At 50.1% G+C, this 14,056-nt stretch carries 12 protein-coding genes; 8 read left to right on the plus strand and 4 right to left on the minus strand.

Annotation, left to right across the window (positions count from 1 at the left end; translation table 11 throughout):
• The first annotated feature begins 3 nt into the window (after positions 1–3).
• The 7 genes from arsB (at position 4) to EZMO1_RS17385 (ending at position 9,468) form a co-directional block, all read left to right on the plus strand.
• On the plus strand, positions 4–1,035 hold the full coding sequence (arsB, locus tag EZMO1_RS17355) for an ACR3 family arsenite efflux transporter (protein WP_034876768.1): 1,032 nt from the start codon (positions 4–6) through the stop codon (positions 1,033–1,035).
• Positions 1,036–1,162: 127 nt separating this feature from the next.
• The gene (gene aceK / locus EZMO1_RS17360; RefSeq protein ID WP_034876766.1) at positions 1,163–2,926 is read left to right on the plus strand and encodes a bifunctional isocitrate dehydrogenase kinase/phosphatase; all 1,764 of its coding nucleotides are present in this window, start codon (positions 1,163–1,165) and stop codon (positions 2,924–2,926) included.
• Positions 2,927–3,392: 466 nt separating this feature from the next.
• Positions 3,393–3,974: a 2-oxoacid:acceptor oxidoreductase family protein gene (locus tag EZMO1_RS17365; protein ID WP_034876764.1), complete on the plus strand. Its 582-nt coding sequence runs from the start codon at positions 3,393–3,395 to the stop codon at positions 3,972–3,974.
• The gene (locus EZMO1_RS17370) at positions 3,968–5,164 is read left to right on the plus strand and encodes a transketolase C-terminal domain-containing protein (RefSeq protein ID WP_051790066.1); all 1,197 of its coding nucleotides are present in this window, start codon (positions 3,968–3,970) and stop codon (positions 5,162–5,164) included. Before EZMO1_RS17365 ends, EZMO1_RS17370 begins: the two co-directional genes overlap by 7 nt.
• 20 nt (positions 5,165–5,184) lie before the next feature.
• Positions 5,185–6,219 carry a thiamine pyrophosphate-dependent enzyme gene (locus tag EZMO1_RS17375; protein ID WP_034876762.1) on the plus strand — a complete coding sequence of 345 codons (1,035 nt, stop codon included), beginning with the start codon at positions 5,185–5,187 and terminating at the stop codon, positions 6,217–6,219.
• A 2-nt stretch (positions 6,220–6,221) separates the two neighbouring features.
• Complete coding sequence (locus EZMO1_RS17380; RefSeq protein ID WP_034876760.1) at positions 6,222–7,853, plus strand: NAD(P)-binding protein; 1,632 nt, start codon at positions 6,222–6,224, stop codon at positions 7,851–7,853.
• Between the two features lie 346 nt (positions 7,854–8,199).
• Positions 8,200–9,468: a hypothetical protein gene (locus tag EZMO1_RS17385; RefSeq protein ID WP_061509606.1), complete on the plus strand. Its 1,269-nt coding sequence runs from the start codon at positions 8,200–8,202 to the stop codon at positions 9,466–9,468.
• Here EZMO1_RS17385 and EZMO1_RS17390 read toward each other — a convergent pair.
• Together EZMO1_RS17390 and EZMO1_RS17395 are read right to left on the minus strand one after the other, a co-directional pair.
• Positions 9,361–9,939, minus strand: a complete 579-nt coding sequence (locus EZMO1_RS17390) for a transposase (protein ID WP_413783212.1) — start codon at positions 9,937–9,939, stop codon at positions 9,361–9,363. The genes EZMO1_RS17385 and EZMO1_RS17390 overlap by 108 nt on opposite strands.
• A gap of 136 nt (positions 9,940–10,075) precedes the next feature.
• Entirely contained in the window at positions 10,076–10,561 is a 486-nt protein-coding gene (locus EZMO1_RS17395) for a helix-turn-helix domain-containing protein (RefSeq protein ID WP_051789651.1), read from the minus strand.
• A gap of 95 nt (positions 10,562–10,656) precedes the next feature.
• On the opposite strand from EZMO1_RS17395, the gene EZMO1_RS17400 reads away from it, so the two are divergent.
• Positions 10,657–10,881, plus strand: a complete 225-nt coding sequence (locus EZMO1_RS17400; RefSeq protein WP_034876758.1) for a hypothetical protein — start codon at positions 10,657–10,659, stop codon at positions 10,879–10,881.
• Between the two features lie 135 nt (positions 10,882–11,016).
• Here the strand turns inward: EZMO1_RS17400 and EZMO1_RS17405 are convergent, their stop codons facing one another.
• Both EZMO1_RS17405 and EZMO1_RS17410 read right to left on the minus strand, forming a co-directional pair.
• Positions 11,017–12,447, minus strand: coding sequence for a class-II fumarase/aspartase family protein (locus EZMO1_RS17405; protein WP_051790065.1), 1,431 nt, complete (start codon positions 12,445–12,447; stop codon positions 11,017–11,019).
• Positions 12,448–12,498: 51 nt separating this feature from the next.
• On the minus strand, positions 12,499–13,986 hold the full coding sequence (locus EZMO1_RS17410; RefSeq protein ID WP_201772205.1) for a DASS family sodium-coupled anion symporter: 1,488 nt from the start codon (positions 13,984–13,986) through the stop codon (positions 12,499–12,501).
• Positions 13,987–14,056: the final 70 nt, after the last annotated feature.

Here is a 14,056-nt window from a genome sequence, read left to right on the forward strand (position 1 = left end):
ACAATGGGTATTTTCGAACGCTACCTGAGTGTCTGGGTTGGGCTGGCAATGATGGCAGGCCTTGCGGGAGGCATTCTGTTTCCTGACAGCTTTGCCTGGATGGGAAGTCTGGAATACGCCAACATCAACTTCATTATTGCCGTGCTGATCTGGTTAATGATTTACCCGATGATGATCCAGATTGATTTTTCTGCCATTAAAAACATACATCGTCGTCCAAAAGGGTTGATCGTCACTCTGACGGTTAACTGGCTGATCAAACCCTTTACCATGGCTCTTCTGGGCATCCTGTTTATACGTCACCTGTTCGGTGACTTTATGGGCCTGATCACTCCCGATCTGGCCAATGATTACATTGCCGGAATGATTCTTCTGGGAGTGGCTCCGTGTACCGCTATGGTATTTGTCTGGAGCCAGCTGACAAAAGGTGATGCCAATTACACTCTGGTTCAGGTCGCCGTGAATGACCTGATTATGGTCGTAGCCTTTGCTCCCATTGCTGCATTCCTGCTGGGTGTCACCAATGTGACCGTACCATGGAGTACTCTGATTCTGGCAGTTGCCCTCTATATTGTTATTCCACTACTGGCAGGATTGCTAACCCGTAAAGTACTCAGAAGCAACGATGCCCTTCATGCATTCGGTGCCCGTGTTAAACCTCTTTCCATACTGGGACTCATCAGTACTGTTATTCTGTTGTTCGGTTTTCAGGCGCATCAGATTCTTGCTAACCCGCTGGATATTATCCTGATTGCCATTCCATTGATCATTCAGACCGTCCTTATCTTCGCCATTGCCTATTTCTGGATGTACAAATGGAAAGAGCCACACAGTGTTGCTGCACCGGGCGGTATGATCGGCGCATCCAACCTCTTTGAGCTGGCTGTTGCAGTGGCTATCAGTCTGTTTGGCCTGAACTCCGGAGCCGCTCTTGCCACTGTTGTCGGTGTTCTGGTTGAAGTGCCGGTGATGCTGGCACTGGTATCTTTTGCAAACCGGACAAGCAATCGCTTTCCCGTAGCCTACAGCCATTAATTTTGATGGACGTCGATAACACCCTGAGCCAAGAGCGTTATCGACGTCAGTGTAATCACAGAAAGTATTGCCATATCAGGTGTCTTGTGTAGAAAATACCGCAACGATAACAACAACGACGCACCCCATGCTTCCCTCCATCACCGAACAACAGTTGTCCCATAAGTTGGCACGAGCCATTCTTGCCGGTTTTGAATCCATGTTTGCCGAGTTTCTCAACATCACACTGGGAGCTCAGTCACGATTTGAACGGGCAGCCTGGCAGGAAGTTCAGGATGCCATGCGACAGCGTCTGCAGATCTATGAAAACAAGGTTGAACTGGTGTGTGATGCTGTCAAGGTGATTGCGTATCAAGAACTGGATCATTCCGATGTCTGGCAACGAGCAAAAAACGACTACGCCCAGCTGGTTGCCGACCATGAGAATGCGCTGATTGCCCAGACCTTTTTTAACTCGATCTATGGCACCCTGCTTGTGCAACAGAAGATACGCGATGTGCATCGCTTTATTTTGCAGGAAAAGTTCCGGCCCGCCCCCAAGTCAACGGATAACATCCTTTACCGGTTCACCGAAAGTGAAGGCGTTATTGACGGTATCAGGCAGGTACTGAATGTCTTCCCATTGCGAATACCCTTTGAAAACCTTGAGCGCGACCTGAAAGCCGCTCACAGTGTGCTGGAAAAAATAAACCCGGTGCTGCTGACAAAGCAAAGTTATGTTGTCGAGTTCGGCCGCTCGCTGTTTTTCCGCAATAAAGCGGCCTATATTGTTGGGCAATTAATGGATTCCATGTCCGGCGAACGTCTGCCATTCGCCATTGCCCTGCTCAATCGGAAAAACAGTCAGGGAAACATCTGTCTCTACCTTGACGCGTTTATTATTGGCGAAGAACAGCTCAGTAAGCTGTTTGGTTTTGCCCGATCCTATTTTATGGTGGATACCGACCAGCCCGTTCGCTATGTGGATTACCTGTGTTCACTGCTGCCGAACAAAGAGCGATTTGAACTGTTTAATGCCATTGGCTTTATCAAACATGCCAAAACCGAGTTTTACCGGTTCAAGGTAGACTACACAAAACGTATGCCCAGAACGACACAATACGTCAGTGCCCCTGGCGTCAAAGGCATGGTCATGCTGGTGTTTACCACACCGGACTCAGATTATGTCTACAAGGTGATACGTGACCGCTTCCGCCCACCCAAAACCAGTAACCGCCAAGAGGTCATGGATAAATACGATTTTGTCAAACAGGCGGACAGAGTTGGACGCCTGGTCGATACCCACGAGTTTAACTACCTGGCTTTTGATCGCCAGCGATTTTCCGATGAGCTGCTGGAAGAAATGACCTCGGAAGTCGCAGACAGTATCACTCTTTCCGGCAATGCCCTGATTCTTAAACATGTTTATGTTGAGCGCAAAGTACAACCGCTGAATCTTTATATTAAAGATGCATCGGAATCAGCACTGAAAGCCGTTATAGATGACTACGGAAGAACCATTAAACAACTGGCAGCTGCCAACATTTTCCCCGGTGATATGCTGATTAAAAACTTCGGTGTAACACGATGGGGGCGGGTTGTTTTTTACGATTATGACGAAATTTGTCCACTGACCGACTGCCATTTCCGCGCACTGCCCAAGCCGGAAAATGAAATAGACGCTCTGGCCGAACAACCCTGGTTTGATATTGGCGAAGATGATGTATTCCCGGAACAGTTTCCAATATTCTTTGCCGGACACTCACAGGCAAAACAACATTTTGATAGGCTGCATCATGACTTATATGGTGTAGATTTCTGGGAGCAGACACAGAAGGCAATAAAATCAGGAATCCTGATAGATGTCTATTCCTATAAAGAAGAGTGGCAGCTTTCGAATTTCTATAACTAATAACTACTTAAGATTTCTTTTACATGAAATATAAGCGCCGTATTATTTAACCTGATGGTCAAATTCTATATAATTCCTACAGCTATTTTCGGAGTATCGACTTCTAAAATATGCTGTGTTTATGGGCTGTTTTCCTCGGGAAGTTCAATAATGCAGAGGCACATTTTTTTGCCACTGCTTGCCCACTGCCTTGCTGATGAGTGTTGATTCAAATTCAAAGCTGTAATAGTGACAACTCGACTGATAACAAAAAATACTTATTACAAAGTTGCTGAAACGTTCTTCTGTAGAAGACTGTTACAGCATTTGTCTGTCCGTTATGCCGTTGTCTCGCTCATGCATTGCTCAGTGAATCCCCTTCATTAACAAACAGTGTCTGTTACCTGCCAGATAGAATCAGCCAGTAAGTACTCACTGGTTAAACCGTTGGTGTCCTCTTGGGCATCTTATTTGCGAGCATACACCTATGTTACAAGTCCGCATTCATGGCCGTGGTGGTCAGGGCGTTGTGTCGGCTGCAGAAATGCTGTCCATCGCCCTGTTTCACGAAGGGGCTCACGCCCAGGCTATTCCCAGTTTTGGCTCAGAGCGTATGGGCGCTCCGGTAGAAGCCTATGTTCGCATCAGCGATCAGGACATCGAACTGCGTGAACCGGTTTCCGAACCCGATGTACTGATTATTCAGGACCCTTCCCTGCTCCAGTCCATGAACGTTTTTTCCGGACTGAGCGACAATGGCTACGTTTTGATCAACAGTTCCCGATCCATCGAAGAGCTGGGTATCGAACGTCAGATTGAACACCTTCCTGAAGGCCGCGTTCATTGTTTGCCGGGCACTGAGCTGGCTCTGGAGTATCTGGGTCGCCCAACCCCAAACACGGTTCTGCTGGGAGCCTTCTCCGCCATTCTCGATTCGTTTTCCAGAGAATCTCTGGGGGCTGCCATTACCCAGAAATTTCCGAAGCCGGTGGCAGAAAAGAATATCAGGGCAGCCGATGCTGCCTTCGATCTCATCAAGGAACGTATGAAAGAGGAACAGCCATGCTGAAGCAGATGGATGGCTCTTACGCCGTCGGTGAAGCGGTTGCCCTGTGTCGTCCACAGGTGGTGTCCTGCTATCCGATCACCCCCCAGACCCACATCGTTGAATCCCTTGGTAAACTGGTCAAAAGCGGTGAGTTGGCAGACTGCAGCTTTATGAATATGGAGTCCGAGTTTGGTGCCATGAGCGCCTGCATCGGTTCATCCGCTGCCGGTAGTCGTACTTACACTGCCACCTCAAGTCAGGGCATGCTGTTTATGGCTGAGGCGGTTTATAACGCATCCGGTATGGGTCTGCCCATCGTCATGACCGTGGGTAACCGTGCCGTTGGTTCGCCACTGAACATCTGGAATGACCACAGTGATGCCATGTCAGTACGCGACGCTGGCTGGATTCAACTGTTTGTGGAAAACAATCAGCAGTCCATCGACGTTCATATTCAGGCATTCCGTCTGGCTGAAAGCCTCGGTCTGCCCGTTATGGTCAACATGGATGGCTTTATCCTGACCCACGCATATGTTCGTGTTGATATGCCGGAGCAGGAACAGGTGGATCGTTTTCTGCCACCTTTCCAGCCTTTCCAGAAACTCGACCCGCAAGACCCTGTCACCATGGGAGCACTGGTTGGCCCGGAAGCGTTTACCGAAGTTCGTATGCTGGCTCATAAACGCATGGAGCGTGCACTCGAGGTAATCCCTGCCCAGATGGAAGCCTTTGCCAATATCTTCGGGCGTGATTCGGGTGGTCTGGTGAAGAAACACTATGAAGGTGAAGCCGACACGGTTCTGGTCACCATGGGTTCAGTCATTGGCACCGCCAAAGAAGTGGTGAATGAACTACGAGATCAGGGTGAATCCATCAACGCGGTCACTCTGCGTACCTATCGCCCTTTCCCCACCGAAGCCCTGAAAGAAGCAGTAAACGGCGCAAAACGTGTAGTGGTACTGGAAAAATCCTTCACTCCGGGCATGGGCGGCATTGTCTATCAGGATGTGGTGGCCGCTCTGGCGGGCACCGGTATTGAAGTGCAGTCTGTGATTGCAGGTCTGGGTGGTCGTCCGGTGACCAGAAAGTCCATCCGCACGCTGTTTGCCGGTTGCGACCAGCGCACCGGTTTTGAGGTACTGGATCTGGATCATGCCACACTGGATCGTGAAGTGACCCGTGAATCTGCGGTACTGGATCGCATCATCTGACCGAGGAAACGAATACCACTATGCAATCTCAAATTCTTCATTTCCCGGCCAAAGAAGCGGTCATCAAACACCAGCAGACCGGCGATCTGACCATCAGTAACCGTCTGTCCGAGGTAGGCGACAGCCTTCAGGGCAAAACCGATCGCCCAAACAGTCTGGATTCCGGCCATCGTGCCTGTCAGGGCTGTGGTGAAGCACTGGGTGCCCGCCACGCCATTGATACCGCTCTGGATGCCACCGATGGCGAACTGATTGTTGTCAATGCCACCGGCTGTCTGGAAGTATTTTCCACCCCTTACCCGGAATCCGCCTGGCGCACGCCATGGCTGCACTCGCTGTTTGGTAACGCAGCGGCAGTCGCTTCCGGCATTGCCCAGTCCATGAAAATTCAGCGCAAAGACAATGTGCGGGTTATTGCTCAGGGCGGCGACGGCGGCACCACCGATATCGGCATGGGCTGTCTGTCCGGTATGTTCGAACGCAACGAAGACGTACTGTACATCTGCTACAACAACGAAGCCTACATGAACACTGGCGTACAACGCTCCAGCCAGACGCCGGGTGCTGCACGTACCGCCACCACCATGCCGGTGGGTGAACATCCGGGTAACCATTTTGGTATCGGTAAAAGTGTGCCAAAAATCGCCATGGCTCATGGTATTCCCTACGTGGCAACAGCCAACATCTGTAACCCTCGCGATCTGGAAGCCAAAGTCCGCAAAGCCATGAGCATTCGCGGTGCGCGCTATATCGAGGTGTTTGTACCCTGTCCGCTGGGTTGGGGTACTGCCAGCTGCGACACTATCAAGGTGGCGCGACAGGCACACAACTGTGGTCTGACCCCTCTTTACGAGGCGGAATACGGACAGGTGACAGCGGTCAGCAAAATTGCCTGCCCGGAGCCGGTTAAAGCCTACCTGAAAAGCCAGCGTCGTTTTGCCCACGTCTTCAAGAAAGGCAATGAACATCAGCTGGAAGCCATTCAGGCCATCGCCGATGCCAACATCAAAGCCTTTGACCTGCTGGAAAACCCGCTTCAGGGAGAGAGAGTCTAATCATGCAACGACTGATTCCTTTTGCTACCACTCTGGAACCGGGCTCCAGCCGCAGCAATAAAACCGGCAGCTGGCGCAGCCTGCGCCCCGAGTACGTAAAGAACCTGCCGCCGTGTAACGACACCTGCCCTGCCGGTGAAAACATTCAGGGTTGGCTGAGTCATGCCCAGCGTGGTGATTTTCATGCAGCCTGGCAGGAAATTGTGCAGAACAACCCCCTGCCTGCCACCATGGGACGAGTTTGCTACCACCCCTGTCAGTCCGGTTGTAACCGCAAAATGACTGATGGCAGTGTGCAGATCAATGCCACTGAAAAGTTTATTGGCGATACCGCACTGGAACACGGCTGGCAGTTTGAACGCCCACAAAAGCTGACAGGTCAGCGGGTTCTGGTGATTGGTGGCGGCCCCGGTGGTTTGTCAGCGGCTTATCACCTGCGCCGTGCCGGTCACTCGGTGACCATTTACGAAGCTATGCCGGATCTTGGTGGTATGTTGCGCTACGGTATTCCCAGCTACCGCCTGCCAAGAGAAGTTCTCAATGCCGAAATCACCCGTATTCTGGCGATGGGTGTGGAAGTTCGTACCAACACACGGGTACACGACATTCAGGAAGTGATGCGCGCTGAAGGTTTCCATGCTGTGTTCACCGCTGTGGGTAACTGGATGCCCAGCCGTGTTGACGTAAAAACGACTGGAGACGTCAAAGTTCTGGACGGTATCGAAGTACTGCGGAAAGTTGAAACCGGCGAAGATCATGGTCTGAAAGGGTCGGTAGTCGTCTGGGGCGGTGGTAATACGGCTATTGACGTTGCCCGGGTTGCCCTGCGTATTACTGGGAAACGTCCGAAGATGATCATTCGCCGTGATATGGAGCATATGCGGGCTCATCAGGAAGAAATCGACGACGCTCTGGCAGAAGGTGTTGAGTTCTTCAACCTGCACACTATCGACGAAGTTCGTGAAGGTGAAATCGTTCTGGAACGAATGGAAGCTGACGACAGAGGACGTCCTTTCCCGACAGGAAAATACCTGACCGTTGCCGCCGACTCCGTGGTCATGGCTCTGGGTCAGAGTGCCGAGTTGGGCGTGATGGAAAAAATGGGCATCACCAAAGCCGGTGACTGGGAAGTGCCGGTGTCTCCGGGCATGATGACCAGCGTACCTGGCATCTTTGCCGGTGGTGATATGGTGCCGTCTATTCGTACCGTGACTGCCGCCATTGGTCACGGCAAGAAAGCCGCCCGCAACATTGACCTGTGGCTGAACGATAAGCCTGCGCCGGAACCGGTAGAACGTGTTATCGCTTCTTTTGACCTGATGAACACGGACTACTATCCACCCGCCAACAGTCATCATCGTCCAAAACTGGATGCCGATGAACGCATTGTCGATTTCAGGGAAGTCAAAGGGGATTTCACGGAAGAACAGGCCATTCGTGAAGCGCATCGCTGTATGTCCTGTGGCAACTGCATGGAATGCGACAACTGCTATGGCTTCTGTCCGGACAATGCCATTAAAAAGCTGGGCAAAGATCAGGGCTTCGAGATTGACCATGACTACTGCAAAGGCTGCGGTGTCTGCGCCACCGAGTGCCCGCTGGGCGCTATCGAGATGGTAGCAGAAACGATTTAATGCCTCTGAATCTTCCCTGCTGGTCGGGGGAAGATTTTTATTTTACACAGTGCAGACAGAAGATCTGGCTGGGGTCTATTATTGTGTAACCGTTTAATTTCTGGCTCACTATTTCTGGCTCATTAAGCCGGTGCGCTGGCAAGCACCGAAACGGGAGCATAATCATTTGGTTGACCAGCACCGCAACGCTATCAGAAGCGTATGGATACTGGAGGATAAGTAATACAGAGCCTGAGGCCTGTCGGACAGCCTTAAGTCTGACAGACTTCTGGTCTCGGATACAGCCTGATAATAATTCAGAAAAACGGCTTATCACAATTCACTGTAACCAAACAAAGGGGAAGTGATGTTGTTAAAAGCGTCTAAAACCATCAGTCTGCTTATTGTAATGTTCTTTGTCACAAGTGTTTTTGCCCATCGCTGTCCCGAATGTGGTGAGGAGTCTGAGCCTCAACAGCACTGTGATCGATGCCAGCATTACAGAGAGGCCGGTGAGGTATTTCTGCAGCAGATCCAAAAAATTACACGAAACACAGAATCTGGTTTGCTTCAGGACGATGAAACTCGCAATATAATTGATAGTACTGAAATGCAACACCTTATATCCCAGCTACTTCTACCTTATCTGAGAGTTCTAACTCATCAGGGAGACCTTGAGGTAATACCTTATTCAAGCCGACTTCAGGCAGGTATTATTTTAACCGGGGTGAGACGTATGCAAAGTTATTTTAACGTCCAACTTGACCTCAGCTTTGGCCGTTTCATTATTGCCTATGCCACAGCTTTGGCTCGTAACATCTCCGGATCATCTGAGCAGGAAACAGACTGGATATGGGTCTTCAGAGAAACGCTTTTCTGGCTGTTTATGATGAATACAGATCGTATAGGCTCCAGATACAATGAAGTTTTCGACTTATTATCTAAATTTTTAAAGACTGGCCTGGAAAATCTGAGTTTTGAGAATGGTGAGCAAAAACCGGGGGAAACTCTGAATAATTATGAAACACGTATGCAAAATGCCGCACGTGATGGCACCATTACAATAGCCAGATTAAGCAGTGATCCCAGCTCTCCAGTCTCGGTCAGTATTAACTCTGCAACCAATATGGTGACGTATATCATGTCACGACCGTCTTTGATTATCACGACCAGCACCGATGAACCGATGTTTTTCCGGATGCAGTCTATAATTGCGTGGTACAATCGCTTACTACAAGCATTTGAAAGCAACAATTATTCAGCCTTATTCACTCTGCTGCAAAGACTGGAAAGCGTATTTCCAGATACATGCGCGATCCAGAGTTCTACGCATCCGTTGTCTGGTAACTCTCCTGTTACCGAAGGCGTATGCACTGATTGTCTGAGTCGTTTATCTGATTGCGGTGTATACCTTCCTGCCAGCTTACAGCGTAATTTTATAGCTCAGCTCACGACTACAGGGCAGTTGGATTTTAACACCCTGCTGGGCGTTTCTCTAGTGCTGGAAAGCTCTAATATCCATACACTCTTATGCTTGCAGAGGCCGAGCCCGATAAGTCCACTTAAAAGGCTTGGCCATCCGCTCATTGAAGAAATCTACAAAACCATGAAGTCTGGTTTTCAGGTCTTCAGTTGATGTAAATATGCCTCTTTTCAAAAACCGTCTCACCAAAATGGAAAACCAGATTTCAATTTGATTCAGCCATGATGCGTGCTTTGGCGTGTAATGAAATACTACTTTATGGGATGGGTCACTGAGGTAAGCCGCCCGAGTTTCCATATTTTTCAAAATACCGGATTTACCTTTGACGCCAAGCTCATTAGCTGGTGTGTTTTCGATAGCTGCAACCTTCATGACAGCCGCTTCTGACATGTGTGTATTGAGCTGATCCATGACCAAATGCCAACCTGCTGCCTTTGGGTCACTGGCCAGAACAAGATCCAGCCAGTCAGCAAAATCCTGCTCTGTTCGAGTATCTCTAATAAGAGGAATTATCTTTCCTGTAGCCACATCCATACCGGCCAGCAAAGCTTGCGTTCCATGACGAGTATACTCAAACTCACGCTTTTCTATGTGACCCGGCTTAACCAGTTTGTTTGGTTTCACGGGCTCCAGAGCTTGCATGCCTGTTTTTTCATCAAAGGAAAAGGTATTGATGCCTTGCTCTGCACGCTTAACGGCTTTCTGATAGGTGTCACATATATCGGCGCAGCGGATTTCAAACGCTTCATCTTTCGGAGTATCAACCCAGCCTTTGACCTTGTCTGGACGAATGTCGGCCTGATTTTAAAAAACGCCCCACCTGTCTCTGCGAGATGGATGAGACAATTTTTTTGTCTACTGCCACCATGGCTAATAAGCTTTCTGACCAATGGCTGAAGGGGTAGCCATGGTCTTCTGGCTTGTCGCAAGACAGGGCAATAATCTGGCAAATCTGTTCAGCGGTAAACTTGGGCGGAGTGCCCGGCCTTTGGGCTTCTTTCAGCTTTTCCAGGGTGGATTGGTCATCAGGTCGTTCGACCCAGTGCTTGCGCCAGCGGGTAACCGTTTCTCTGGTACATTTTAATTTTTTAGCTGTTCCGAGCAGGCTTTTACCTTCTGCACCAGCCAGTATGATTTTGGCTCTGAGCACAAGTGACTGACTACTTTTGCGTCTGCGGACTATGAGCTCAAGGTCTTTACGCTGCTGGTCTGACAAGACGATTTTCTGGGTGTGTTTTGACTGCATCCGTGCTGCTTCTGACAAAGCTGGGGGGCGAAAAATGGATGCAGATCAGAACACAACATGAGGTGTATGTATATTAGAGCTTTCCAGGACTAGCTATGGCATCTCACCATGGTGGTATGGTAACCGCACTGTTAGCACTTGCTAATAACGATATGGATGCAGCAGCCAATGCCTATGAGGGTAATGAGTTCACTGAACAGTTGCAAAATGCGATCCTTGCTGACATTCAGTCTGTAGGTCAGGCATCAGAAAATCTAATACTGTTTTTATTTTTGCTTCGTCGGAGTTTGCCAGTCAGCAATCCGGACTGTACAAACTAGGAGGCTGTCCGAGAATAGTCTGCCCTACTGCGGTCGTAGCAAAAGTATAGGTATACACAAAACCCTCCCTGTGATCTCGCAGGGAGGGCTCCAAACACTCAACCCAGCTCTTGCCGATGTCAATTTACAAAGGTATTACTGCCTTCTGGTTCTGACCTCCTGCACCGCACGTTCAACGGTTTCTTCAGCTACACCCAGATAATTGGACGGGTTCAGAGCCGCATCAATTTCTTTCTCACTCATGTTCCGGGTGATATCAGGCGTGCTCTTGACAATCTCCACAAAGCTGGTGCCCGGCTCGGCATCGGCAATGGCGTCTTTCACCACATCATAAGCTTTGGCACGACCGATTTTTTCTGCCAGATCGTTCATCACGGCTTCTGACATAACGTAGTACTGGGAAGCGTTGAAGTTTTCCAGCATGCGATCCTGATTGACGATCAGATTGGCAAACAGTCGCTGAGCGCGCTCAATAGACTGCGATGTCACCATAAAGGAATCAGGAATGACAGACCATTCCAGAATCCATGGAGCGCCCTGACGGGTATCGGAGTGGCTCATCATGTCCAGTGCTGCAGCATTGTACATTTTGCCCATACGACTCAGGCCACCCATAAATTCAGCCGCGCGTGGATTACGCTTCTGCGGCATGGTGCTGCTGGCACCACCCTCGCCTTCCTGTACTTCGAGAATCTGGGTACGCCCAAGAATATTGATGTCATTGGCAATACGACCGAAGGTGGCATTCACCAGCCCCAGTGTCTGGACAATTTCAGCAAAAGTATCACGGCTTGGGTTCCACGGTGCTGACGGTGTTTTCAGACCCAGTTCTTCCGCAACGCCAGCCTGAAGCTCAAGCCCCTGGTCACCGTAGCCAGACAACGTGCCCACTGTTCCGCCAATCTGAACCGCAAGACGGGAAGACGCTTCATCCAGTCGGGTGATGTGACGATCCAGCTCGGTCATATAAGTAATCAGGTGCAGACCAAAGGTAGTTGGAATCGCATCCTGACCATTGGTACGGGAAATCATCACCGTATCCTTATGCTTTTCAGCCAGATCAGCTAACTGCAGCACCAGTTTTTTCAGGTCTTTCTGAACCAGTTCGATTCCCTGAGACACCTGCATAACGGTGGCAGTGTCCATGATGTCCTGAGTGGTACTGCCGAAGTGCAAATAAGTTGCCACATTGTCATCACCCGCTGCACGCAGTTGGCCCAGCAGTGGGCTGATGCCACGACCCACCCGGTTGGTGCCGGCACGCAGAGCATCGTAATCAATTTCTACGGAGTCGGCTGCCTTTTTGATGGAGCGATAAGCATCCACAGGAATCATGCCCATCTCGGCCTGTGCTTTTGCCAGTGCCACCTCAACCTTGATCCAATGATTGACCATGGCCTCATCACTGAAAATATTACGCATCGCCTGTGTGCCAAACAGGTCACGGTAGACACGGGAATCAAAGACGCTGACCGCTGCATCATCGCTGACTTTTACGGGTTCTGCGTGTGCAGTCAGAGTTACCAGAGCGCAGGCTGTTGCCAGTACCAGTTTTTTTAATTTCATTGTCGTATAGTCCGAAGTCGTTTAATAAGGGAATAAGTTGAAAAGCCAGACTCAGGCACCCAGCAGTGCCCACCAGGCCAGACCGGATGCCATAAACAGACACATGCCAGCCACTGAAATCACCAGACCAATTCGCATCCACTCACTGTCTGTGTGGTAGCCGTAGCCCATTAACAGAGGGTTACGGGCATGACTGTAAGTACTGAGGTTGCCACCAATATTAGTAATACCTGCCACGGCCAGCACTGCGACCATGGGGTTTACACCCAGTGTCATTAACGCACCGAGAATAACCGGCCCCAGTGCCACAACCTTGGCTGTGGCAGATGCAAAGAAGTAGGCGGTGAACAGGTAAAACACCATCATTGCCAGCAGGAACAGTGTCGGGCTGGCACCACCCATTGCCATGGACAAGGCTTCAGACACCTGATTGCCAACCCAACCGGTAAAACCAAGGTCTTTCAGATGACCCGCCATACCCATAAGAACAGAGAACCAGATCAGCGTGTCCCAGGCACCCTTTTCCGCTTTAATATCGCCCCAGCTCAACACGCCAGTGAGAAGCAGAATAGACAGCCCCACAAAGGCGGCCGTGGTCGAATGAATACCCAGAGCAGAACCGCCAACCCACATCACAATCAGGGCAATAAACACACCCACCAGCTTCCATTCGCTGCGGGTCACTGCACCCATTTTCTGCAGCTCACCACGGGCAAAGGCTGGTGCTTCTGGCGTTTCCTTGGTGTCAGGAGAGATAAAGGCATAAAGAATCAACGGGATCACAGCCAGCAACACTAGTGCAGGCAACAGCAGATACAGCATCCAGTCAGTAAACGACAGCGTTACACCTGCAACGGTAGTGGCAATGCCCACCAGTGCGAGGTTACCGGCAAAGCCCGTCTGGAATCCGGCACCCGACGCATCGTTCATGGCACTGGAACAGGAAATCAAAAACTGACCCAGCTTTTTATCAGCCTTATTAATGGTTTGAGCCAGAGAGTGAGCAATGGGAGACACAATAGCCGCACGAGCGGTATTGCTTGGGGTGGCCGGTGCAATAATAAAGTCTGCCAGTCCCAGGCAATAAGCAATACGCAGGGAAGACTGGCCGAACAGGCTCAGAAGCAGCAAAGCAATTCGACGACCAAGGCCGGTTTTGCTGAACGCTCTGGCAATCATAAACGCGATAACAATCAGCCAGATCAGAGCATTGTTAAAGTTACCAATGGCATTGTTGATCACCACTGCGGCCGACTCTTCACCGCCGGGACGCAGAATGGAGTAAGCCGCTACCGATACAACTGCTACTGCTCCTGTCGGCATAACGTTGGCCACAATGGCTGCAATAGTGGCAATAAACACGATCGCTGTTCGATACGCCGCTACCTCCAGTCCATCGGGTGGTGTGACACCCCATGCCAGCGTGCCAACCAGAATAATTAACAACAGTGGAATCATGCGGGCAGCAAACCAGGGCTCGGTGCCTGATTGATCGAGCTTTGGTAATGCTGCAGAAGGCATTGCTAACGACGAAGCCATGGGCGTGTATTAACCAATTACTTAATAGATGAACAGTTAACATCCAAAGTAATTGAGAAAACAGGTTTGG

Source organism: Endozoicomonas montiporae CL-33 (assembly GCF_001583435.1).
In the GTDB taxonomy this organism is placed as follows: domain Bacteria; phylum Pseudomonadota; class Gammaproteobacteria; order Pseudomonadales; family Endozoicomonadaceae; genus Endozoicomonas_A; species Endozoicomonas_A montiporae.

Excerpts from the sequence above, each read along its gene's own strand:
- arsB (WP_034876768.1), top strand. The coding sequence starts at position 4 with ATGGGTATTTTCGAACGCTACCTGAGTGTCTGGGTTGGGCTGGCAATG.
- aceK (WP_034876766.1), top strand. The coding sequence starts at position 1,163 with ATGCTTCCCTCCATCACCGAACAACAGTTGTCCCATAAGTTGGCACGA.
- EZMO1_RS17365 (WP_034876764.1), top strand. The coding sequence starts at position 3,393 with ATGTTACAAGTCCGCATTCATGGCCGTGGTGGTCAGGGCGTTGTGTCG.
- EZMO1_RS17370 (WP_051790066.1), top strand. The coding sequence starts at position 3,968 with ATGCTGAAGCAGATGGATGGCTCTTACGCCGTCGGTGAAGCGGTTGCC.
- EZMO1_RS17375 (WP_034876762.1), top strand. The coding sequence starts at position 5,185 with ATGCAATCTCAAATTCTTCATTTCCCGGCCAAAGAAGCGGTCATCAAA.
- EZMO1_RS17380 (WP_034876760.1), top strand. The coding sequence starts at position 6,222 with ATGCAACGACTGATTCCTTTTGCTACCACTCTGGAACCGGGCTCCAGC.
- EZMO1_RS17385 (WP_061509606.1), top strand. The coding sequence starts at position 8,200 with ATGTTGTTAAAAGCGTCTAAAACCATCAGTCTGCTTATTGTAATGTTC.
- EZMO1_RS17395 (WP_051789651.1), bottom strand. The coding sequence starts at position 10,561 with ATGCAGTCAAAACACACCCAGAAAATCGTCTTGTCAGACCAGCAGCGT.
- EZMO1_RS17400 (WP_034876758.1), top strand. The coding sequence starts at position 10,657 with ATGGCATCTCACCATGGTGGTATGGTAACCGCACTGTTAGCACTTGCT.
- EZMO1_RS17405 (WP_051790065.1), bottom strand. The coding sequence starts at position 12,447 with ATGAAATTAAAAAAACTGGTACTGGCAACAGCCTGCGCTCTGGTAACT.
- EZMO1_RS17410 (WP_201772205.1), bottom strand. The coding sequence starts at position 13,986 with ATGGCTTCGTCGTTAGCAATGCCTTCTGCAGCATTACCAAAGCTCGAT.